This window comes from Paenibacillus sp. LC231 (assembly GCF_001860525.1).
GTDB lineage: Bacteria > Bacillota > Bacilli > Paenibacillales > Paenibacillaceae > Paenibacillus_AQ.
In genome coordinates this window covers 263,636-284,243 of sequence record NZ_JFOM01000015.1, presented here as the reverse complement: position 1 = coordinate 284,243, position 20,608 = coordinate 263,636, and the positions used below count along the sequence as shown (strand labels likewise).

Annotated in this window: 16 protein-coding genes; 2 read left to right on the top strand and 14 right to left on the bottom strand. The window is 48.5% G+C overall.

Translation table 11 applies throughout. The features are described 5' to 3' along the window. Positions 1-3: 3 nt before the first annotated feature. The 11 genes from fliF to sucC form a co-directional block, all read right to left on the bottom strand. The gene (gene fliF / locus AK95_RS11410; protein WP_071220078.1) at positions 4-1,584 is read right to left on the bottom strand and encodes a flagellar basal-body MS-ring/collar protein FliF; all 1,581 of its coding nucleotides are present in this window, start codon (positions 1,582-1,584) and stop codon (positions 4-6) included. Between the two features lie 34 nt (positions 1,585-1,618). Beyond that, positions 1,619-1,927 (bottom strand): flagellar hook-basal body complex protein FliE, encoded by a 309-nt coding sequence (gene fliE, locus AK95_RS11405; RefSeq protein ID WP_071220077.1) that lies wholly within the window; start codon positions 1,925-1,927, stop codon positions 1,619-1,621. Between the two features lie 45 nt (positions 1,928-1,972). After that, positions 1,973-2,422 (bottom strand): flagellar basal body rod protein FlgC, encoded by a 450-nt coding sequence (flgC, locus tag AK95_RS11400; RefSeq protein ID WP_071220076.1) that lies wholly within the window; start codon positions 2,420-2,422, stop codon positions 1,973-1,975. Between the two features lie 5 nt (positions 2,423-2,427). Further along, positions 2,428-2,835, bottom strand: a complete 408-nt coding sequence (gene flgB, locus AK95_RS11395) for a flagellar basal body rod protein FlgB (RefSeq protein ID WP_071220075.1) — start codon at positions 2,833-2,835, stop codon at positions 2,428-2,430. Positions 2,836-3,292: 457 nt separating this feature from the next. Beyond that, a complete protein-coding gene (gene hslU, locus AK95_RS11390; RefSeq protein WP_071220074.1) occupies positions 3,293-4,699 on the bottom strand; it encodes an ATP-dependent protease ATPase subunit HslU in 1,407 nt (468 codons plus the stop codon). 49 nt (positions 4,700-4,748) lie between these two features. Further along, the gene (gene hslV, locus AK95_RS11385; RefSeq protein ID WP_006211334.1) at positions 4,749-5,291 is read right to left on the bottom strand and encodes an ATP-dependent protease subunit HslV; all 543 of its coding nucleotides are present in this window, start codon (positions 5,289-5,291) and stop codon (positions 4,749-4,751) included. Between the two features lie 29 nt (positions 5,292-5,320). Beyond that, on the bottom strand, positions 5,321-6,655 hold the full coding sequence (trmFO, locus tag AK95_RS11380; RefSeq protein ID WP_475484346.1) for an FADH(2)-oxidizing methylenetetrahydrofolate--tRNA-(uracil(54)-C(5))-methyltransferase TrmFO: 1,335 nt from the start codon (positions 6,653-6,655) through the stop codon (positions 5,321-5,323). A gap of 15 nt (positions 6,656-6,670) precedes the next feature. After that, positions 6,671-8,770 carry a type I DNA topoisomerase gene (topA, locus tag AK95_RS11375; protein WP_071220072.1) on the bottom strand — a complete coding sequence of 700 codons (2,100 nt, stop codon included), beginning with the start codon at positions 8,768-8,770 and terminating at the stop codon, positions 6,671-6,673. Between the two features lie 36 nt (positions 8,771-8,806). After that, on the bottom strand, positions 8,807-9,982 hold the full coding sequence (gene dprA, locus AK95_RS11370; RefSeq protein ID WP_071220071.1) for a DNA-processing protein DprA: 1,176 nt from the start codon (positions 9,980-9,982) through the stop codon (positions 8,807-8,809). Positions 9,983-10,104: 122 nt separating this feature from the next. After that, the gene (sucD, locus tag AK95_RS11365) at positions 10,105-11,034 is read right to left on the bottom strand and encodes a succinate--CoA ligase subunit alpha (protein ID WP_071220478.1); all 930 of its coding nucleotides are present in this window, start codon (positions 11,032-11,034) and stop codon (positions 10,105-10,107) included. Positions 11,035-11,131: 97 nt separating this feature from the next. Further along, a complete protein-coding gene (sucC, locus tag AK95_RS11360) occupies positions 11,132-12,292 on the bottom strand; it encodes an ADP-forming succinate--CoA ligase subunit beta (protein WP_006211339.1) in 1,161 nt (386 codons plus the stop codon). Positions 12,293-12,785: 493 nt separating this feature from the next. On the opposite strand from sucC, the gene AK95_RS11355 reads away from it, so the two are divergent. Then, the gene (locus tag AK95_RS11355; RefSeq protein WP_071220070.1) at positions 12,786-15,026 is read left to right on the top strand and encodes a helix-turn-helix domain-containing protein; all 2,241 of its coding nucleotides are present in this window, start codon (positions 12,786-12,788) and stop codon (positions 15,024-15,026) included. A 36-nt stretch (positions 15,027-15,062) separates the two neighbouring features. Here AK95_RS11355 and AK95_RS11350 read toward each other — a convergent pair whose 3' ends face one another. From AK95_RS11350 to AK95_RS11340, 3 genes are all read right to left on the bottom strand, one after another. Continuing rightward, a complete protein-coding gene (locus tag AK95_RS11350; RefSeq protein WP_071220069.1) occupies positions 15,063-15,926 on the bottom strand; it encodes a carbohydrate ABC transporter permease in 864 nt (287 codons plus the stop codon). 13 nt (positions 15,927-15,939) lie between these two features. Beyond that, on the bottom strand, positions 15,940-16,899 hold the full coding sequence (locus AK95_RS11345) for an ABC transporter permease (protein ID WP_071220068.1): 960 nt from the start codon (positions 16,897-16,899) through the stop codon (positions 15,940-15,942). Positions 16,900-17,010: 111 nt separating this feature from the next. Beyond that, on the bottom strand, positions 17,011-18,546 hold the full coding sequence (locus tag AK95_RS11340) for an ABC transporter substrate-binding protein (RefSeq protein ID WP_235613085.1): 1,536 nt from the start codon (positions 18,544-18,546) through the stop codon (positions 17,011-17,013). A gap of 379 nt (positions 18,547-18,925) precedes the next feature. On the opposite strand from AK95_RS11340, the gene AK95_RS11335 reads away from it, so the two are divergent. Beyond that, positions 18,926-20,539 carry a YifB family Mg chelatase-like AAA ATPase gene (locus AK95_RS11335; RefSeq protein WP_071220067.1) on the top strand — a complete coding sequence of 538 codons (1,614 nt, stop codon included), beginning with the start codon at positions 18,926-18,928 and terminating at the stop codon, positions 20,537-20,539. The last annotated feature ends 69 nt before the right edge of the window (positions 20,540-20,608 follow it).

Genomic DNA, 20,608 nt, shown 5'->3' with positions numbered 1-20,608 from the left:
CCTCTATTCCTCAGCTAGCCATGTGCGAAGTAAATTCACGAATTCATCTGGCTTCTTCTTCGCCAAGGTTTCGAGCTGCTTACGAACCTGGCTTTCATTGGTTATACTTTCGAGATTAATCGATGGGAATTCCGTAACTGGCGGAAGCTGAATATCATCTTCAAATTCTTCCTGCTGCTTTCTGCGTCTGCGGATTATGAAATAGGTTCCTCCCGCAATTAACGCCAACGCAGCGATACCAATCCCCCATAATACAGGCTGTGAAAGAACGGTTTTCGGATTTTCATCCGCATTTACATTAAATACCTGTGAAATAACCGAAACTTTTTTGGACAAATCAGCGTCTGTATAAGTAGAGCCTGTATCCGAGAGCGATGCACGCACGATATTAACCAGAATGTTCTGTATTGCCGTTCTTGTCGCGTCATCCAAAGTTTGTTGACCGGCAGGTGGTTCAACCGAGACATTAATGGTTAAATCTTTAACAGTATATGGACTTGCTATGATATCCTTCGTAATCCGGTTAACTTCATAGTTAACGGTTTTGGAGAGCTCTTCCGAGTTCGTTTCCCCGCTTCCAGAATCGCTTGGATATCCCGGAACAGCTTCTTCGCCCACACCGGCCACTCCGCCGGTTGGACTACTGGTTCCCGAATAGTTCTTCTGGATCTCCTGAACACTGAGCTCAATCCCCTTCATTTCTTCTTCATCAACAGGGGTTACGATGTTTTCCTTGCTCTGCACCTGATCAAAGTTCAGTTTGGAAGCGACCAGAACATTGACTTTATTCGATCCCATGTACTGCGAGAGAAACTGCTGAACATTTTGCCTAACGTCGCTTTCGAATTTTTTCTGAAGCGCGAAGTTTTCTTCCACCTTACCGATCAATCCGCCTTGACCGCCTTTAGCTGTTGCGAGCAGCTCGACTTCGTCATTGGTGATTGTAATGTTCTCAACCGGTAAGTTCGGAATGGCCGTCTTCACGAGGTTATAATACCCGTCAATGACTTCTTGATTAGGCCGGTAGCCTGGTTTGAATTGCACAACTACGGAAGCGCTGGCTTGATCTTCGTTTCCGTTTTTTGCAAATACACTTTCTTTTGGCAAATTCAATAATACCGTTGCATCCTGGACGCCCTGCATCTTCTCGAGCAGTCGTTCTACTTCGCCATTCAGTGCATTTACATATTTCACTTCGAATTCGTTATCTGTCATCCCGATGGCTGATGCGTTCTTCTCGAAGGTTTCGAATCCGATCGTACCATTCTGTACAAGTCCTTGCGACCCTACATCAATCTGGACTTTAGCTGCGCTCGTACTCGGAACCAGGATGCTTCTGCCATCCTCGCTCAGCTTGTAGGAAATCCCTTGGGTCTCCAGGTGGCTGATAATTCCTGCAGCGTCGCTGGAATTTAAATCCCGGAATGCTACTTCGTACTTCGTCTTGGAGAACTGCATCGTTAGTACGATTAGAGCAATCAAAACAAATGCTATTGTAGCGATTAACATTATTTTTTGTTTGTTGCTGAATTGGTTCCAATACTGGGTCATTCTCTCCCGATACTGGGTCATTCTCTCGTTCACATTGTCACCCCATCCGAAACTTTGCTAGAAACATTTAGATTTGCGTGCGCATGATCTCTTGATAGGCTTCTACCACTTTGTTTCGGACCTGTGTTGTGAGCTGAATGCTCAACAGAGCCTGTTGGGCGGATATCATCGCCTGATCTACGTTTACCTGTCCAATCATTAGTTTATCGCTCATGACATGTGCATTTTGTTCCTGTGATGCCACAGAGTTCAGTGCTTCATTCAGGTAAGAGCCAAAATCGCGAATCGATTCGGATGGAGTCGCACCATTTTTCACTTGCTCCTGCAGTTGAAGCGGCTGCACGCCCTGAACACTGAACATTGCATTTTGAATCATTTCTCTCTCTCCTCCTACAATATGGGCTTATGTATTTTCCACTTGTTATCTACCGATCTCCAACGCCTTCATAATCATCGCTTTCGAAGCATTGATCGCCGTAACGTTAGCTTCGTACGAACGGGTAGCTGCTATCATATCCACCATTTCCTTCGTAATGTCCACGTTAGGCATAAAGACATAGCCTTCCGTATTCGCATCGGGATGTGTAGGGTTATATACCTGTTTCAGCGGGGTTTGATCTTCCCGGACCTGCGCAACCTTTACCCCTTGTCCCGCATTCTGACCATTCATCTGAGCTCTAAGTAGTCCTTCAAATGATTCCTGCTGCGGCTGTAACACTACCGTTTTTCGACGATAGGGAACGGATTGGCCGTTCTCGATTCGCGCGCGAGTGGTTTCCGCATTGGCTATGTTGGAGGAGATGACATCCATTCGAAGCCGTTGTGCTGTTAGAGCTGATGCATTAATACCGAAGCTATTGCTAATATTCATGAACCCTATCTCCCTTCAATAGCTGTACGCATCATTCGAATCTGCTCATTGACAGCTTGTATGTATGAATTATAACGGAGCTGATTCTCTGCAAGCAGCGACATTTCTCTGTCTGCATCGACATTATTCTGGTTGTTATTCATGGAGCTGCTGCCATCCTTCATGACCGAAGCCTCAGGAATCCCCCCGGTTGAACCAATGACAAAATGCCTGGGATCTGTTCTTCTGCCCTGTAATGACAATTGGGCCCCATCCATTTCTTTTTTCAGAAGACTCTCAAAGGATACCTCGGATCTCTTAAAATGAGGAGTATCCACGTTGGCGATGTTGTTTGCAATCACATTGTTTCTGAGATTAGCTGCATCCAAACCGCTTTGAAGCCGTTGAAAAGAACTATTATTCAACAGATTCACTAGCTCATTCCTCCTGACTGGACTTTGCAGAAAGGTATTCCACTCTTCCTAGCTAAATCCTCTTTTTTCGACAAATCATATAATCCGTATGAACTAACCTAGGTCTTAAGTAGAAAAAGACAACATGATGTCACATAAACTAAGTTTCTTAAAGATTGGGACTTTTTACAATAAGAAAAAAGCCCTATCTTTTACCAAAAAGAAGGGCTTTGTGTTCATTTTTATCCGGTTTTTTTCTATATTATTGCAAATCGTATCACTAAATCTGTAAAATTTAAGCGATTTTTCCCGAAGGGTAGGTCCTGATGGGGACCATAAAATTCACAAAAAATTACGAAATCCGTCCCGATCCCTTCCAACATGCGAAAGCGCTTCGACAACTTGCTGCAAGGAGTGGGATGAATATCGACAATTATTTACTTTCGCATACCCGGCATATAGACCTATATGCATGCGACTACAGAATATACTGGCTCAGGTCCCGGTCCTGGGCGATGCCGGCAAGTTTCTCCCGAACATACTGCGGCGTGATCACCATGCGGTCCAACGTCAACTCAGGCGCTTCAAATGACAGGTCTTCAAGGAGCTTCTCCAAAATCGTATGAAGTCTCCGCGCGCCTATATTCTCCGTGTTCTGGTTAACCGAAGCCGCAATTTGGGCAATCTCCCGTATTGCTTCCGGAGAAAACTCAACCTCAAGATCCTCGGTACGCAGCAGATTGACGTATTGCTTGGTTAGTGCATTTTTCGGCTCGGTCAAAATGGATACAAAATCGTCGAGTGACAAGCTGCTGAGCTCCACCCGAATCGGAAAACGCCCCTGAAGCTCGGGAATCAAATCCGATGGCTTTGCGATATGAAAAGCACCTGCCGCGATGAAGAGGACAAAGTCCGTTTTTACCGGTCCGTATTTCGTCATAATCGTTGAGCCTTCCACGATCGGCAAAATATCGCGCTGCACACCTTCTCTGGACACATCCGGACCCGATTGGCGGCCCTGGCTGGCAACCTTGTCGATCTCATCGATAAAGATAATGCCGGATTGCTCTGCCCGACGAATGGATTCCTGGATGACATCATCCATATCAATGAGCTTGCCTGCTTCCTCTTGCGTCAGCACTTTCCTGGCTTCTTTCACTGACAGCTTGCGGCGCTTTGTGCGCTTTGGCATCAGATTGCCGAACATTTCCTGCATGTTCATGCCCATCTGATCATTGCCCTGCCCCGCAAACATATCGAACATGTTTGGAGCAGCATCCTCGACATCAATCTCAATCGTTTCGTCTTCAAGCTTACCGGACAGCAGGTTAAAGCGCACCTGTCTCCGCTTCTCTTTGAGACTAACGTCCTTATCGTCCGCATCCTCTTCTTCGGTCTGGGTATCGTTATTCGCACCGCCAAACAGCATCTCAAAGGGATTTCGCTGACTTTTCTGCCCTTTGGTTGAAGGCGCCAACAACTGAACGATCCGCTCGTTCGCCATTTCCTCGGCTTTGTCCTTAACCTTCTCGGTACGTTCCAGCTTCACCATCCGGATCGCGGTTTCCACAAGATCCCGTACCATGGATTCCACATCACGGCCGACATATCCAACCTCGGTAAACTTTGTCGCTTCGACCTTAACGAACGGAGCATGAACCAGCTTGGCAAGCCTTCTTGCAATCTCCGTTTTGCCGACGCCGGTGGGACCGATCATCAATATGTTCTTCGGTACGATTTCATCCCGCTCGTCATCCGTAAGCAAGCTCCGGCGATAGCGGTTCCGAAGTGCTACAGCGACCGATTTTTTAGCTTCCTTCTGGCCTACGATGTATTTATCCAGCTCGGATACAATCTGTCTTGGCGTCATCGATTCTTTACTCATCGCGAATACCTCCACCCCTGATATGGCTATATGTTGCTGTATGGCATCCTTACAGCTCTTCGACAATAATATTGCTGTTGGTATAGACACACACCTCAGAAGCGATCTGAAGCGCTTCTCTGGCGATATCCTTCGCTTCCATATGTCCGGCATGACGCTTAAGCGCCCGTCCTGCCGACAAGGCAAAATTGCCGCCTGACCCAATGGCCAGCACATCATCATCAGGCTCGATGATTTCGCCGCCGCCTGAAATCAGCAGCATCCCGGTTTTATCCATAACAATCATCAAAGCTTCAAGCTTGCGAAGCACACGGTCTTGACGCCAATCCTTCGCGAGTTCAACAGCGGCGCGCTGCAGATTTCCATGATGCTCTTCCAGCTTGCCTTCGAATTTCTCAAATAACGTGATTGCATCCGCCACAGAACCGGCAAAACCGGCGACAACTTGTCCCCGGTAAAGACGGCGCACTTTCTTGGCGGTCTGCTTCATGACTACACTTTCACCAAATGTAACTTGGCCATCGCCGGCAATAGCTGCTGTGCCATTATGCCGTACTGCACAAATTGTAGTGGCGTGAAAAGTCATTTCCATGATGGCAAGACCTCCCTAAGAAAATAAGATTAGATTGTATTTAGTTCGTTAGCATTAATAAATACGCGTACTCCGTCTAGAGCTCTGCTTGCAAGCGCTTCGTTTTTTTCCTTCTTGTTGCGAATGCGCTTCTCAAGGCTCGGAAGAAGACCGAAGTTCGCATTCATCGGCTGGAAGTTATCTGGATCTGCATGGGTTATGTAGTAGGCCATGCTCCCGATGGTTGATTCCTGAGGGAATACGATCCCCTCCTGCCCCTGAGCAGCTCTTGCTGCATTGATCCCAGCAATCAATCCGGATGCCGCCGATTCCACATATCCTTCTACGCCCGTCATTTGTCCCGCCAGATACAGATTAGGCCGCGTTTTCACCTGATAGGTTTGTTCCAGCAATTTTGGCGAATTGACAAACGTGTTGCGGTGCATGACGCCGTATCGCACAATTTCGGCGTTCTCAAGTCCCGGAATCATGGAAATAATCCGCTTCTGTTCGCCCCACTTCAAATGAGTCTGGAAACCGACAAGATTGTAGAGGGTACCTGCGGCATTATCCTGACGGAGCTGCACCACAGCGTGCGGCAGCTTGCCTGTATGCGGGTTCACCAATCCAACAGGCTTCATCGGGCCAAACAAGGCGGTTTGCTTACCACGCTTCATCATGACCTCGATCGGCATGCAGCCCTCGAAATAAATCTCCTTCTCAAACTCTTTCAATTGAGCGACTTCGGCATTGATAAGAGCGTCATAGAAAGCGTCGAACTCTTCTTCCGTCATGGGACAATTCAGATAAGCCGCTTCGCCTTTATCATAACGGGATGCCAGATAGACCTTGCTCATATCAATTGAATCTTTTTCCACGATCGGAGCAGCCGCATCGTAAAAATAGAAATAGTCCTCACCCATCAGCTCACGAATCTGTGATGACAACGCGGGCGAGGTCAGCGGCCCTGTAGCAATAACAACGATGCCTTCTTCAGGTATATGCTGAATTTCTTCATTTACAACCTCAATTAAAGGATGCTGATGCAGAGTTTCCGTAATTTCTCCCGAAAAACCGTCACGGTCAACGGCCAATGCGCCGCCAGCCGGGACGGAATTGCGGTCTGCCGAACCGATGACAAGCGAGTTCAGCATCCGCATTTCTTCCTTCAATACCCCTACTGCGTTGGTTAAACCGTTCGCCCGAAGCGAATTACTGCATACAAGCTCAGCGAACTTGTCCGTATGATGAGCCGGCGTCTTAACGACCGGCCGCATCTCATATAATGTAACGGGTATGCCCCGGCTAGCGATCTGCCAGGCAGCTTCACTGCCGGCAAGCCCTGCACCGATAACCGTAACCCTCTGTGAATCTGTCAACGTCATTACCCCCTGTATGCCTTACAAATCTGCTGCGTCGTCTTGTTCCTCGACCATTTCGGAATAATCACAAGAAGTACATTGAAGCTTGATGCCTTGCTTGCTTTTCTTCTCTACCATTAAGCTGCTGCAATTCGGACACGGCTTCGTCGACGGTTTATCCCATGATACGAAATCACATTCGGGATAACGATCACACCCAAAGAAGACGCGCCCCTTCTTGCTTCGTCGTTCCACGACATGGCCTTCCTTGCATTTCGGGCACGCCACGCCGATATCTTTCACGATCGGCTTGGTATTCCGGCAATCCGGGAAGCCTGAGCATGCAAGAAACTTGCCAAACCTGCCCAGCTTATACACCAATGGCTTTCCGCACTTTTCGCAGATCTCGTCGGAAACCTCATCTTCGATTTCGATTTCCTTCATTTCTTCCTCTGCTACTTCAAGGCGCTTTTCAAAGGATTCATAGAACTCTGCCAATACTTTGACCCAATCTTCGGAGCCCTCCTCCACATGGTCGAGGTCCTCTTCCATGTTAGCCGTAAACTCCACATTGAGAATTTCCGGGAAGAACTGCTCCATCTGCTCAATGACAAGTTCACCGAGCTCGGTTGGCATGAATTTTTTCTCTTCGATGGCAACGTAGCCTCTCTTCTGGATCGTCTCCAGTGTCGGTGCATACGTACTAGGTCGCCCTATGCCGAGCTCTTCCAGCGTCCGGACTAGACGTGCTTCCGTATAACGCGGAGGCGGCTGCGTGAAATGCTGCTTCGGCTCAATATCCTGTTTCTCCAGAATGTCGCCACTATGAAGCTCCGGCAGGTATTTATCTTCCTCTGTCGTCCCGTCGTCGTTGCCTTCGACGTAAACCTTCATGAATCCAGGGAACCGAACCTTCGAACCTGTTGCGCGGAAGACGGTCTTGCCTGCGGCAATATCCACAGAAAGCGTATCCAGCACTGCAGAAGACATCTGACTTGCCACAAAACGCTCCCAGACCAGTTTGTACAAGCGGAGCTGATCACGGCTCATAAACGGCTTCATGGATTCAGGATCCCGCAGCACCGATGTAGGACGAATCGCTTCATGCGCATCCTGAGCGTTGGCTGCTTTTTTCGAGTATTGTCTCGGGCTCTCCGGAACGAACGGATCACCATACTTCTCGGTGATGTATTCTTTTGCTTCTTCTTGAGCCGTCCCTGAGATGCGCGTGGAGTCCGTACGCATGTAGGTAATCAAACCGACGGTGCCTTCCTTGCCAAGCTCGACGCCCTCGTACAGCTGCTGGGCAACCGACATGGTCTTAGCAGCCCGGAAACCAAGTTTACGTGCAGCTTCCTGCTGCAAGGAACTCGTTGTAAACGGTGGAGACGGATGGCGCTGACGCTCTCGCTCTTTTACTTCACTGACTTGGAAGGAAGCATCCCGAATCGCTTCGAGAATTTCATTTACTTCCTGTTCATTGGTCAACTCTTTCTTTGCGCCATTAAGCTGCGTGAATTTGGCTTCGAATGCAGATCCTTTAATGGCCAGCCTGGCCGTAATGGTCCAATATTCTTCCGGTACGAAAGCGCTTATCTCATTCTCGCGGTCGAGAATGATTTTGACGGCTACCGATTGAACACGGCCGGCAGAGAGTCCCTTTTTCACTTTCTTCCATAGAATAGGGCTGATCTTATAACCAACCAATCGGTCCAGGATACGTCTTGCCTGCTGCGCGTTGACCAGATCCATGTTAATTTTGCGCGGCGTCTTGAAGGCATCCTTCACGGCTGTTTTCGTTATTTCATTAAATACAACCCGCAGGCTTTGAGTATCGTCCAGCTCCAACGCATGCGCAAGATGCCATGCAATGGCCTCTCCTTCGCGATCGGGGTCAGCTGCGAGGTACACTTTTTTCACCTTTTTGCTAGCATCCTTAAGTTCCTTTAAGACAGAACCTTTTCCGCGGATCGTAATGTATTTCGGATTGAAGTCGTTTTCCACTTCAACCCCGATCTGGCTCTTCGGCAAATCGCGAACATGACCCATCGAAGCCTTCACGATATACTTGCTGCCGAGATATTTGCCAATCGTTTTCGCCTTAGCAGGCGATTCTACGATGACGAGTGAATCCGCCACAGGTTCATCCTCCTCTCCAACATTCAAACTTTCCCATTAAATGATCTTATATATAGCACCGGGTAATTGGGTAATCTGCTTTTTTATGATTAAAGATAACAGAACTGAATGCAAATGTCCAAAATCCCACCGGGTTCGCTCGATCATATCATCCAGCGACCCGGGACCCTGTTCGAGCATATGGTATATTTGTCGTTCGTCATTTGTCAACCCGGCTAGTTCATCCGGCTGCTCCTGACGAGGGGCCCGCCGCTCCTTATTGTATGTACCGGAGGCCACTTTTGGCAACAGGGAATCATATTCTTCTATTATATCCCTTGCTTCCGTGACCATCTTGGCTCCTTGCTTGATCAAATCCAAAGTCCCTCTGCTCTTGGGTGAAGTAACAGGTCCCGGAACGGAGAACACGTCCCTTCCCGCCTCCAGGGCTAAATCCGCCGTAATCAACGATCCGCTGCGGGCATCCGCCTCCACCACCACGGTACCTAGCGTGAGTCCCGCGATAATCCGGTTACGCTGCGGGAAGTATCCCGGTAGCGCCTTGGTGCCTGGCGGGTATTCGGAAATGATAAGCCCCTTAGCCGCGATCTCCTCATACAGCGATCGGTTCTCCGGTGGATATATAACGTCAACGCCGGCTCCGAGAACCGCCACTGTCAGTCCCCCGCTTCGCAAAGCCGTATCGTGGACTACGCTATCAATGCCTCTGGCCATGCCGCTGACAACCATGAACCCTGATCGTACCAACTCCTCGGATAGCATCGTTGCAATTTTGCGCCCATATGCCGTAGGCATTCTTGTACCTACCATCGCAATCCCAGGCCTCGACAGCAGATGTAGATCGCCGATGCAATACAACACCCAAGGAGCCTGTGGCGAAGATCGTAACGTGTCCGGGTAAATATCATCGAGGGCTGTTATAATACGTATTTTTGAACGGTTTGTCAAATTCCATACCCCGGCTTCATGTTGCCGATACCCGGCATCATCCGCATTCGACAGATTAATCTGCTTTCTTTCGACATCGGAAGGAAAGTCCTTGGCCAGTTTGTTCGCTTTTTCGACAGACAGACCACATGCCCTCCAATCATTCGCATCATAAGACAGCAACCCCTCATGCAGCTCACCGTTCGATATGATTCGGTTAATGGTCTTCCATCCGACACCTTCGCTTTCATGCAATGCGATCAGCAGTAAGCTATCCACCTTCATAACGGGACCTCCTTAAAATATAAAATCAAAAACAAAAAAGCAACCCTTCATTTCCTGTTTAGGAAATAAAAGGTTGCTTACCTTAAGTTATGCCTTAGCTAGAATTGCATAAAAATCTGGATCTAGTGAGTCGTGCAAGACTCCAGGAGACCCTTCTCCTCAAGCACGCTAACCAGGGTTGAGCCCATTTCAGCAGGTGTAGGAGCTACCTTGATACCGCACGCTTCAAGTACAGAGATTTTCTCCTTGGCTGTCCCTTTACCGCCAGAAATAATCGCGCCTGCGTGGCCCATGCGTTTTCCTGGAGGCGCCGTTGCCCCGCCAATGAAGCCTACCACTGGTTTAGTCATGTTCGCTTTGATCCATTCAGCCGCTTCTTCCTCCGCTGTACCGCCGATCTCACCGATCATAATAACCGCTTTGGTGTTAGGATCTTCATTAAAGAGTCTCAATACATCGATAAACTCCGTCCCTTTAACCGGGTCGCCGCCAATCCCTACGGCGGAGGATTGTCCAATGCCGCGAGCAGTCAGCTGATGAACGGCTTCATATGTCAGGGTACCGCTGCGCGATACAACTCCGACATGTCCTGGCGTATGGATGTAACCAGGCATGATGCCGATTTTGCATTCACCCGGCGTAATAACGCCCGGACAGTTAGGTCCGATCAAACGAGTCTTCTTGCCTTCCATATAGCGGGATACTTTGACCATATCCAGCACCGGAATGCCTTCCGTAATACAGATAACCAGATCCATCTCGGCATCAACAGCTTCCAGAATGGAATCCGCAGCGAAAGCCGGGGGCACATAAATTACGCTAGCGGTTGCGCCTGTTTTGGCTTTGGCTTCCTCAACGGTGTTGTAAACCGGCAATTTGACGGTTTCACCGTTCTCAAGCGTAATTTCGACTTCGGTTCCACCTTTGCCGGGTGAAGTTCCCCCGACCATCTGTGTACCGTAATCCAAGGCGCCTTTTGCATGGAAAAGGGCTGTTTTACCTGTAATCCCTTGCGTGATAACTTTTGTATTTTTATCGATCAAAATACTCACGATTGATTCACATCCCCTATTGTTATTTGAAAATGAAAGCAACCGCACGGCAGGGCTTTCAAAGCCCATCGTGCCATGCCCCTTCAGGAATGAAATATTACTGAACGAGGGAGACGATCTTCTGTGCTCCGTCGGCCATGGAATCAGCAGGTACGATGTTAAGACCGGACTCAGCCAAAATTTGCTTACCGAGGTCTACGTTCGTCCCTTCCAAGCGTACAACAAGCGGACGAGTTAAGCCCAACTGTTTAGCAGCTTCGACAACACCGGTAGCGATAACGTCGCAGCGCATAATGCCGCCGAAAATGTTGACAAAGATTCCTTTTACTTGAGGATCGGATAAAATGATCTTGAAGGCTTCCGTTACCTTCTCCGTTGTTGCACCGCCCCCAACATCAAGGAAGTTTGCAGGGTCCCCGCCATAGTACTTAATGATGTCCATCGTAGCCATGGCAAGACCGGCGCCATTAACCATACAGCCGATGTTGCCATCCAGAGCTATGTAACTCAAGTCGTATTTGGATGCTTCAATTTCCTTCTCGTCTTCTTCGTCCAGGTCGCGCAGCTCAAGGATGTCTTTATGACGGAACAACGCATTGGAGTCAAAGTTGAGTTTGGCATCTAGAGCCATGACGTTTCCGTCCCCGGTTACGACAAGCGGATTGATTTCAGCGATAGAGCAATCCTTCTCTACAAATGCCTTATACAAGGCCAGCATGAACTGAACGGCTTTTCCTACCAGTTCATTCGGAATATTAATGGAATACGCTAATTTCCGTGCTTGGAACGTTTGAAGTCCGATCGCTGGATCTACGACCTCTTTGAAAATCTTCTCGGGAGTTGCTGCTGCAACCTCTTCGATCTCGGTACCGCCTTCTTCGGACGCCATCAAAACGACACGGCCGGTAGCACGGTCAACGACCACACCGATATAATACTCTTTGCGAATATCGCAGCCCTCTTCAATGAGGAGACGCTTGACTTCCTTGCCTTCCGGACCCGTTTGGTGAGTCACCAACACCTTGCCCAGAATTTCTTCAGCATAAGCACGAACCTCATCCAGGTTCTTCGCCACTTTAACGCCGCCGGCTTTACCCCGACCGCCTGCGTGGATCTGTGCTTTGACAACGGTTACGGGACTTCCCAAAGATTGTGCAGCTTCAACTGCCTCTTCTACCGTAAACGCTACCTTGCCGTTCGGAACAGCTACTCCATATTGCTTCAGTACTTGTTTTCCTTGATATTCATGGATATTCATTCTCGAATCCTCCTATCAACATGACTGGAACAAGGCTGGCTAACACGGAACTAATCTATGAAAGATTACCCTGTCAACCTTTATATATTAAACCCAAGCTATTGTAACATGTTTTTAAAACGCTTACCTTAAAAAGTTCACAGTTTATCCACTCGATTTGGCATGGGTATGATTCCTTCCAGATATAAATTGGAGAATTATGTAAAATTCATTTATTTTTTCGTGCAAAGCTTATCAAGCCGACAATCCCCAATACGACAACGGCAATGCCAAACAATCCTGCAACTAGTGTAATGATGATATTTTCCCATAATATTGTCATACCGAACCCCTCTCCCCTCCCCATAATAATTAGTACATTGATTACTATTATACCATTAAATCCCTTTTTGTTCGCATTAAACTGTGTCGTAAAATAAAACTCTTTATCCTTTTTCTGCTATCCGGTAGAATGATTGAAAGATTAGTGAACGCAATTATAAGGAGATTCAGCATGAGTTGGTTGAAGTCATTTTTTCCGCTGCATTCATTATTTGTCAAAATGCTCGTGTATTTTCTCGTCGTGATTTTCCTGCTCTCCTCCTATAATCTATGGTCGATGACTTTCTACTCCCGCAATGTTAACAATGAAATTGTCAAATATAATCTGACCCTGATTCGAAACACCGTCGATCATTTTGAGAAACAATACTCCACATGGAAAAGTCTTCTCCTTAACCTTCAGCACGTTGAATTTGTCGGCAATATCAGCAGGCAGGCCGATTCCGGGGGAAAGAAAGGCATCAATTATCTGCAGGTGGATACGGTGATGGATCAGATTCGGACCCTGGTAAGCCAGCCCTACTACCACTTAAATAATGTCATGATTTACTACCAAAATCATTCCTTCCTGCTTGAGCGGGATGGCATCGTCGATGATCACCGCATGTTTAAGCATTACTACAAAAGCGAATCCTATTCATACGAATTCTGGAAGCGTAAAGATCACGCAAACGGTTTTCTGCACATGCTTCCCACCCGCACGTTCACCATCGGGACCGAGAAGAGTGAATTGCAGCTGATGCCGCTCATTACCAATGTACAGGGAAGCCCCTGGAGCATCATCGCTTTCGTAAATATGAAAAGCTGGTATGAATCATATAAAGGAATGGCCGATTCCCGTTTTCTGCTGGTGGACTCGGAGGGAACAACCCTGTATGAATCCGCTCCGGATGCTAAATCCCTGCCACTGCCGGAATGGGACGGCCAATCGGAATGGATGATGGAGAAGGGAACCTATTACTTTTTCGAAGAAGGCGCCCGCTCCGGTCTTACCTACGTTTCTGTTATTCCGCATAAGGAACTCAATCAAAGCATCAGCCGCATGAACTGGATGGCTGTACTCTTATTTGCAGCTACCCTGCTTATTGGTATTCTGGCATCATGGGTTTTCTCCCGAAAAATCAACCTGCCGCTCAAGAGAATGGTTACGGGTCTGGGCCAAGCGGAGATGGAGCTATATCAAGGGAGTATTGCCGAATTCAGCGCCATTTCCAACCATCTGAAGGGTTTGCAGCATGAACGAAAGATCATCAAGGAATGGATGGACCATACCAAACCGCTGCTGACAAGCTACCATTATTTGGCCCAGTTCAAAAACATTGCCCTTGATACCAACGCTTCCAAAGAGCTTTGGGTCGGCGAGGGTGCATTTATGGTTATCGTTTATCAGTTGAGGTACCGGCACGTCCCTTCGCGTCAGCTTGATGCCTTAATGACAAGGGCAACCGGCAAGATCAAAGATATGATCACGCTGCAGTTCCAAGAATCGTTTCCCATATCCCATACCCTTCAGATGGAGGGCAAGCAGTTTTTATCCATTGTGTATACACAAGAAAAATCTGACATGCTGCAGCAGTGTCTCAATCAGCTCAAAAAGATTTTTGATCAGGATCAAAGCACCTATCTCGTGAATATTGCAGTTTCGTCCGTATTCCAGCAAACCTCTGATTTTGACCGGGCTTATGCAGAAGCCATGTCGCTCCTGCAGCAAGCCATGCCGATAGAGGAAACCCAGATTATCTGGGAGAAGGAACACCGTGAAGATGTAACAGGATTCACTGCCGAGCAGGAACACGAATTTTACGTGAATTTACAGGCTGGCAACGAGAGCAGCTGCCAATCGCTCATTGAGCGCGCACTGGATCGATTGCAGCGGCAAGAGGCCACGGCCGATCAACTAAGCCACTTTGCCAAATCGGTCTCGGTCCGCATGAGAAGGACAGTAGAACTGCTGAAAATCAATATCGACGCCCTTCCGGATTACGCACAAAAGCTTGCTTATAGCGTAACACCCGCGCAATACCGGGATATCCTGCTCGACGAGCTTGCCCATGCAGCCCATGCGATCCGTCTGAAACGGGAGGAACATTACGATATCATTCAATATGTCATTCATTATTTGGAGTCCCATTACGCTGAAGATATATCACTCGAGCAGCTCGCCTTTAAACTCAACATGTCGCCAACTTATCTGTCCGGGTATATTAAAGAGAAGACGGGGAGCAACTTTAGCGACCAATTGAATGCGATTCGAATAACAAAAGCGAAAGAACTGCTGCAGACGACAAATATGCCGATTCAGGAAGTTGGCAACCGGATCGGCTACCGTAATGTCACTTCCTTTATCCGCATGTTCAAAAAAATAACCGGCCAAACACCGGGTGATTACCGGAAAACCAACTGGATCCGATAACACACAGGTGAGCGGCCGACCGCTTTACCTTTAACGCTAACCCTTAACCGAGCCTATCAAAGCCCCTTTTACAAAATACTTCTGTATAAACGGATAGACAAGCAGGATCGGCAAGGTAGAGACCATAATGGTAGCGAATTTCAAGCCATCCTCCACCACCACGATATCGCCTACAACCGGACCATCCGTCCCCGTCAATTGCCCCGACAGCACGATGTTTCTTAAAATGACCTGAAGGGGCTGCATATCGGCATCCCGCAGATACAGCAGCGGCCCCATAAAGTTATTCCACATCCCGACGGCATAATACAAGCCGATGGTGGCCAGCACCGGCTTGGATAGCGGGAGCACAATCCGGAAGAAAATCCCGATTTCGGACAGTCCATCTATTTTTCCGGATTCCTCGAGCTCTTGAGGCATGCCCATGAAGAAAGTCCGCATGATGAGCAGATTCCAGGTACCTACCGCTCCGGGCAGTACCATGCCCCATATGGTGTTGACAAAGCCCAGCTCCTTCACGACCAGAAACGTCGGAATCATCCCGCCGTTAAAAAACATCGTAAAGACGATCAGCATCAGGATCGGTTTGCCCATGACCATCTTGGTCTTGGACAGCGCATAAGCCCCTAGTGCCGTTACAATCAAAGAAATGGCGGTCCCTGAAATCACGTAAATCAGCGTGTTCTTATATCCTTTCAGAACCCGACCGTCCTCGAACACGTACTGATACATATCCAGATTGAAACCCTTCGGCCATAGCCATACTTCCCCGGAGGCGATGGATGCGGAATCGCTCAGGGACACGGCCAGCATATAAACAAACGGATACAGACATGCGAGCACGATCCCGGAAAGGATCAAGGCATTGAGCGCGTCAAACCAATTCCATTTCGGTTTCATCATGTTCCTCCTTTTACCAGATGCTGCTTCCGCTAACCCGCCGGCTGAACGAATTCGCCGCGATAATGAAGATGAAGCTGATGATGCCGGTAAACAGATCAATCGCCGTGGCATAACTGTAGTTGCCTTGCGTTAAGCCGACCCTGTACACGTAGGTCGATATAATATCAGCTGTCTCATAAGTGGCGGGAGTTGCGAGCAGGTATACTTTCTCAAAGCCGATTTCCAGTATTTTTCCGATATCAAGTATTAGGATAATCACGATTGCAGGCGCAATGCCGGGAAGCGTAATGTTCAGCGCCTGCTTCCACCGGTTAGCCCCATCCATCCGTGCCGCTTCATATAACTGCGGATCGATTGCCGTCAAAGCAGCCAAATAAATGATGGTCCCCCATCCGATATGCTGCCATACGTCGGTCGTTACATAGATCGACCTGAACCAGGAGGCCTCAACCAAAAAGTTGATTCGTTCGAGTCCGACGGCACTCAGCAGCTGGTTGACTACCCCGCCTGTCGGGGACAGGAACATAACCGCGATCCCCGCTACAACGACATTGGATATGAAGTGCGGGAGATAACTGACCGTTTGGACAAACCGTTTCAAAAACGACTTGCTCACTTCATTAATGAGTAAAGCAAGGATGATAGGTGCCGGAAAGCCGAAGATCAGCTTGTATAACCCCAGCAGGAATGTATTTCTGAGAACAGGCCAGAAATCAGGCGTATTAAAAAACATGCTGAAATATTTGAAACCCACCCAGTCACTCTCCGTGATCCCCTTAAATAGGTTGTAGTCCATAAAGGCGATCGAAATGCCGAATATGGGAACGTACTTAAAGATGATGTAATACAGAGCACAGGGCAGAAGCAGCAGCAGCAGGTATTTGTCCCGCTTCACTTTCGTCAAGAAACCCGGATTCTTCTGTGGTTGCAAAAAAACGTATCCTCCTTTACCCGTTAGTTCAAAACTCATCCATCAGGCCGCTTCCCCCATAAGGACCGGGACCAGCCATTACTTAGCCGAGAGCCGGTCCGGGAAAAGAAAGCAGTGCGCTCATCTTGCCGTATGCCGCGCAGATATCAATTACTTGGTTTCGTTTAAGAACTTTTGCGTCCGCTCATAAGCACTTTTATGCACATCCAGCACCTGCTGCACGCCAAGCTTGTTCACTTCATTCACGTAAGCATCCCAATCATCCATCGGTTTCTGTCCTAGAATGAACTTGGCGATCTGCTCCTCATGGAATTTTTTCACCGTTTCGCCGACCATGCTGAGCACTTCATTTTCTTCATTCGTATACGCAAGCCTTGGCTGGGGTTTCGTTTCATGGTTTGGAGCGATTTTCATCGCTTCCCGCATTTTTGGGGAATACATGGGCTCGTAAGCCGTCATATCCAATACAGTATGCGCTCCGATTGTAGCGATGCCCGTCTTGGTTCTCAAGTCGCCGAACTCTTTGTAATCCGGGTTGAATTTGCGAACCCCGTTCTCGGTTGTGAACGTCTCGCCTTCTCTGCCCCAGGTTGCCAGTTCAATTCCTTCGGGGGAGAACAAGAAATCAAGGTACTTCAGCAGCCGATCCCGCTCTTTGGAATTTGCCGCCACCGCAAAGCCGTCGGACTGCAATCCGGCAAATATATTGTGGGACTTGCCATCCGGCGTTCCAACAGGAGGAACCATATAATTAAGACTAAACTCGGCTGCCTTATCCCCAAGCATTAACGGTAATTCATCCATGATGCCGATATAATCGCTGGCGATAAACGATTTGTTCTGAAGCAGCAGATCGTTAAATTGCTTGCGTTTATGTGCCATGAAGTCAGGCGCAACCAAGCCCTCCATATAAAATTTATTCATATACTCAACCAGTTTCTTGTAGTTGTCCTCTGTCGGACCATAGCGCCATTCATTCTTCTCGAAATCATAATAGTAGCTGCTGTTGGTATTAAACGCAGGTGCCATATTGACCAGTGGACTCAAACCGTTGAAAACGGCAATCGGGAAGCTGTCCGGGTACAATTCCTTTAATTTTTTGGCGACGGTGTACAGTTCGTCGTATGTCGTCGGCGGCGTCAGATTGTGTTTTTTGAATATATCGTCTCTGTAAAGCCATGACCGCCTGGATTGCTGCTCAAGTCCATACAACGGCATAAAATAGTTCTTTCCCTCTGGAGACAGAATAGCCGCCTTCACTTCGGGATGGTCCTCGAGAAACTTCTTGTAGTTCGGCATCTGTTCCAAATGCTCGAAATAGTCGACAAACGCTCCGCTCTCCCCGTGCGTGTTGGCGGCGTTCAAGCTGTTGACCATCATAAGATCCGGTATCTCGCCAGAGGATATCGCCAGGTTCATCGTTGTGGTATAATCGCTCATCACGGGTTGTACCTTGAAGGTGATGCCGGTCTCTTCTTTTAAGTACTTGTAAATCGGCCAGTTTTCCTTATAAGGCCAATTCGTATGAGAGAAGGTCATCATTTCTAGTGTGACTTCTTTGCCTAAGTCGGCGTTTTCAGGATTCTCCTCTTTTACTGCGTTTTCTTTTGAGCATCCGCTCAATAATGTGCCGGTTATAACGGCGGCCAATGCCACCAACCCGAGCTTCCGGTTCCAAATGTTCACGCAACCCTCTCCCTTATGTATGATGATGTAACGCCAGCTACTTTTTATAGCAGCATGTCGTTTTATGATTTCGATTCTACTAGCCGGACCCGTGCATTGACTATTCACATTCCTTCCCGTAATTGCCTGTAGCTCCGATTCTGAAGAAGTGACAACTTTCTGAATTATGGTACATTCACCGCTCAGATCCCGCACCGCGGTTGGGCCCTTGTCTCTTGATTGGAATATCTTGAAGAGGAGTGCGAATTGACAGCCAGGAGGTAAACTTTTACAATACGGACTAGAGTCACCCAGCGAAAATGAGGAAGCACCCATTTCGAATCTTGGATGTTCTTTTGCGATTCAATCCACTGATATCAGAAATGAGGTGCTTTCATTTATGTACGGAAAACTTCATAGCGCTTGCTTGCACGGCATTGACGGCGTTGTCATTCAGGTCGAGGTAGACCTGGCGAACGGACTGCCCCAAACTTCCATCATCGGTCTGCCCGATTCCTCCATTCGCGAATCCATTGAGCGGGTTCGGGCAGCGATTAAAAACTGCGGTTTTACCTATCCCTTAAAACGGGTAACCGTCAATCTAGCACCGGCAGATCTCCGCAAAGAGGGCTCTTCCTTCGATCTGGCGATCGCTGTCGGCATATTGCTGACAAGCGAGCAATGGACCTTTTCGAATGCCGGGCAAATGTTGATCCTTGGCGAACTCGCACTGGATGGTACGCTGAGACCCATCACAGGAGTGTTACCGATGGTGGAGCAAGCGAAAAAAGAAGGATACGCCGGAGTTCTTCTTCCGAGCGAAAATGCCCCGGAAGCTGCATTGATCGGGGGGATCGAAGTTTATGGGCTCAGGCACTTGAATGAGCTCGTCGAGGATGGATCAGATGGAGTTATCGATAACCGTGAAACTGGAGGAGCAACCATCGCTGCCGTTTCGCTGGCAAAGCTCAGATACGATCGGGCCACGCATCCAAGCAGAACACAAACGGACGGCCTGCAGGACAAGCAGTTGGAAGACTATAGAGATGTGATCGGTCAGCAGCATATCAAACGCGCCCTGACCATTGCCGCTGCTGGCATGCACAATATTCTGCTCATTGGGCCCCCGGGCACGGGTAAAACGATGCTCATGAAGCGCCTTCCCACCATACTGCCGCCGCTGGCGGACGAAGAAGCGTTGACCACAACGAAAATCTTCAGTGCTGCCGGAAAGCTAAAGCCATCCGATGGGTTAATGACCAGACGTCCCTTTCGGTCCCCTCACCATACCATATCAGCCGGCGGGCTCATCGGAGGCGGTACCATTCCGAAGCCGGGAGAAGTCAGTCTGGCCCATAAAGGCATTCTCTTCCTGGATGAGCTTCCTGAGTTCTCGAGGCATGTGCTGGAGGTGCTGCGACAGCCCCTGGAGGATCGCGAAGTAACCATCAGCCGGGCACGAGCGGTATTTACCTTCCCTGCGCACTTCATGCTCGCTTGTTCGATGAATCCCTGTCCGTGCGGTTATTACGGCAGTGATCACCCTCATCAACGCTGCACGTGCAGCGTTACACGAATTGCTCAATATCGCGCTAGAATATCGGGGCCCTTGATGGATCGGATCGACCTTCAGGTGGACGTGCCTCGGCCAAGGGAATGGCCTGGAAGCACAACACCTGTATCCTCCAAGCAAATGCGGGATCAAGTTTATGCGGCACAAAGGATTCAATTGGAACGTTACAGCAGGCTACCGTTCAGCTGGAACAGCGAACTGTTCGGCAGCTTCCTGAGGAAACATGCGGTGCTCGACAAGGACTCGGCTGAGCTTCTGCAAGCGACGATCGATACGCTGGGCCTGAGCATGCGCGCTTATGACCGAATCCTGAAGCTGGCCAGGACCATCGCCGATTTGGAAGCATCCAATAGGATACAGAGCCAGCATGTCGCAGAGGCAATTCAATACCGTCAGCTGGATCGCCAATATATCACCGCCGATGAAACCACTCATTTGTGAAATGGAGCCGGAGAGTGATATGATCTGGATAACAACGGAATGGAAGTTCGCTCCTATTGAATAAATAAT

Excerpts from the sequence above, each read along its gene's own strand:
- fliE (WP_071220077.1), bottom strand. The coding sequence starts at position 1,927 with ATGATTCAAAATGCAATGTTCAGTGTTCAGGGCGTGCAGCCGCTTCAA.
- flgC (WP_071220076.1), bottom strand. The coding sequence starts at position 2,422 with ATGAATATTAGCAATAGCTTCGGTATTAATGCATCAGCTCTAACAGCA.
- hslU (WP_071220074.1), bottom strand. The coding sequence starts at position 4,699 with ATGAGTAAAGAATCGATGACGCCAAGACAGATTGTATCCGAGCTGGAT.
- hslV (WP_006211334.1), bottom strand. The coding sequence starts at position 5,291 with ATGGAAATGACTTTTCACGCCACTACAATTTGTGCAGTACGGCATAAT.
- trmFO (WP_475484346.1), bottom strand. The coding sequence starts at position 6,655 with ATGACGTTGACAGATTCACAGAGGGTTACGGTTATCGGTGCAGGGCTT.
- dprA (WP_071220071.1), bottom strand. The coding sequence starts at position 9,982 with ATGAAGGTGGATAGCTTACTGCTGATCGCATTGCATGAAAGCGAAGGT.
- sucC (WP_006211339.1), bottom strand. The coding sequence starts at position 12,292 with ATGAATATCCATGAATATCAAGGAAAACAAGTACTGAAGCAATATGGA.
- AK95_RS11355 (WP_071220070.1), top strand. The coding sequence starts at position 12,786 with ATGAGTTGGTTGAAGTCATTTTTTCCGCTGCATTCATTATTTGTCAAA.
- AK95_RS11350 (WP_071220069.1), bottom strand. The coding sequence starts at position 15,926 with ATGAAACCGAAATGGAATTGGTTTGACGCGCTCAATGCCTTGATCCTT.
- AK95_RS11345 (WP_071220068.1), bottom strand. The coding sequence starts at position 16,899 with ATGAGTTTTGAACTAACGGGTAAAGGAGGATACGTTTTTTTGCAACCA.
- AK95_RS11335 (WP_071220067.1), top strand. The coding sequence starts at position 18,926 with ATGTACGGAAAACTTCATAGCGCTTGCTTGCACGGCATTGACGGCGTT.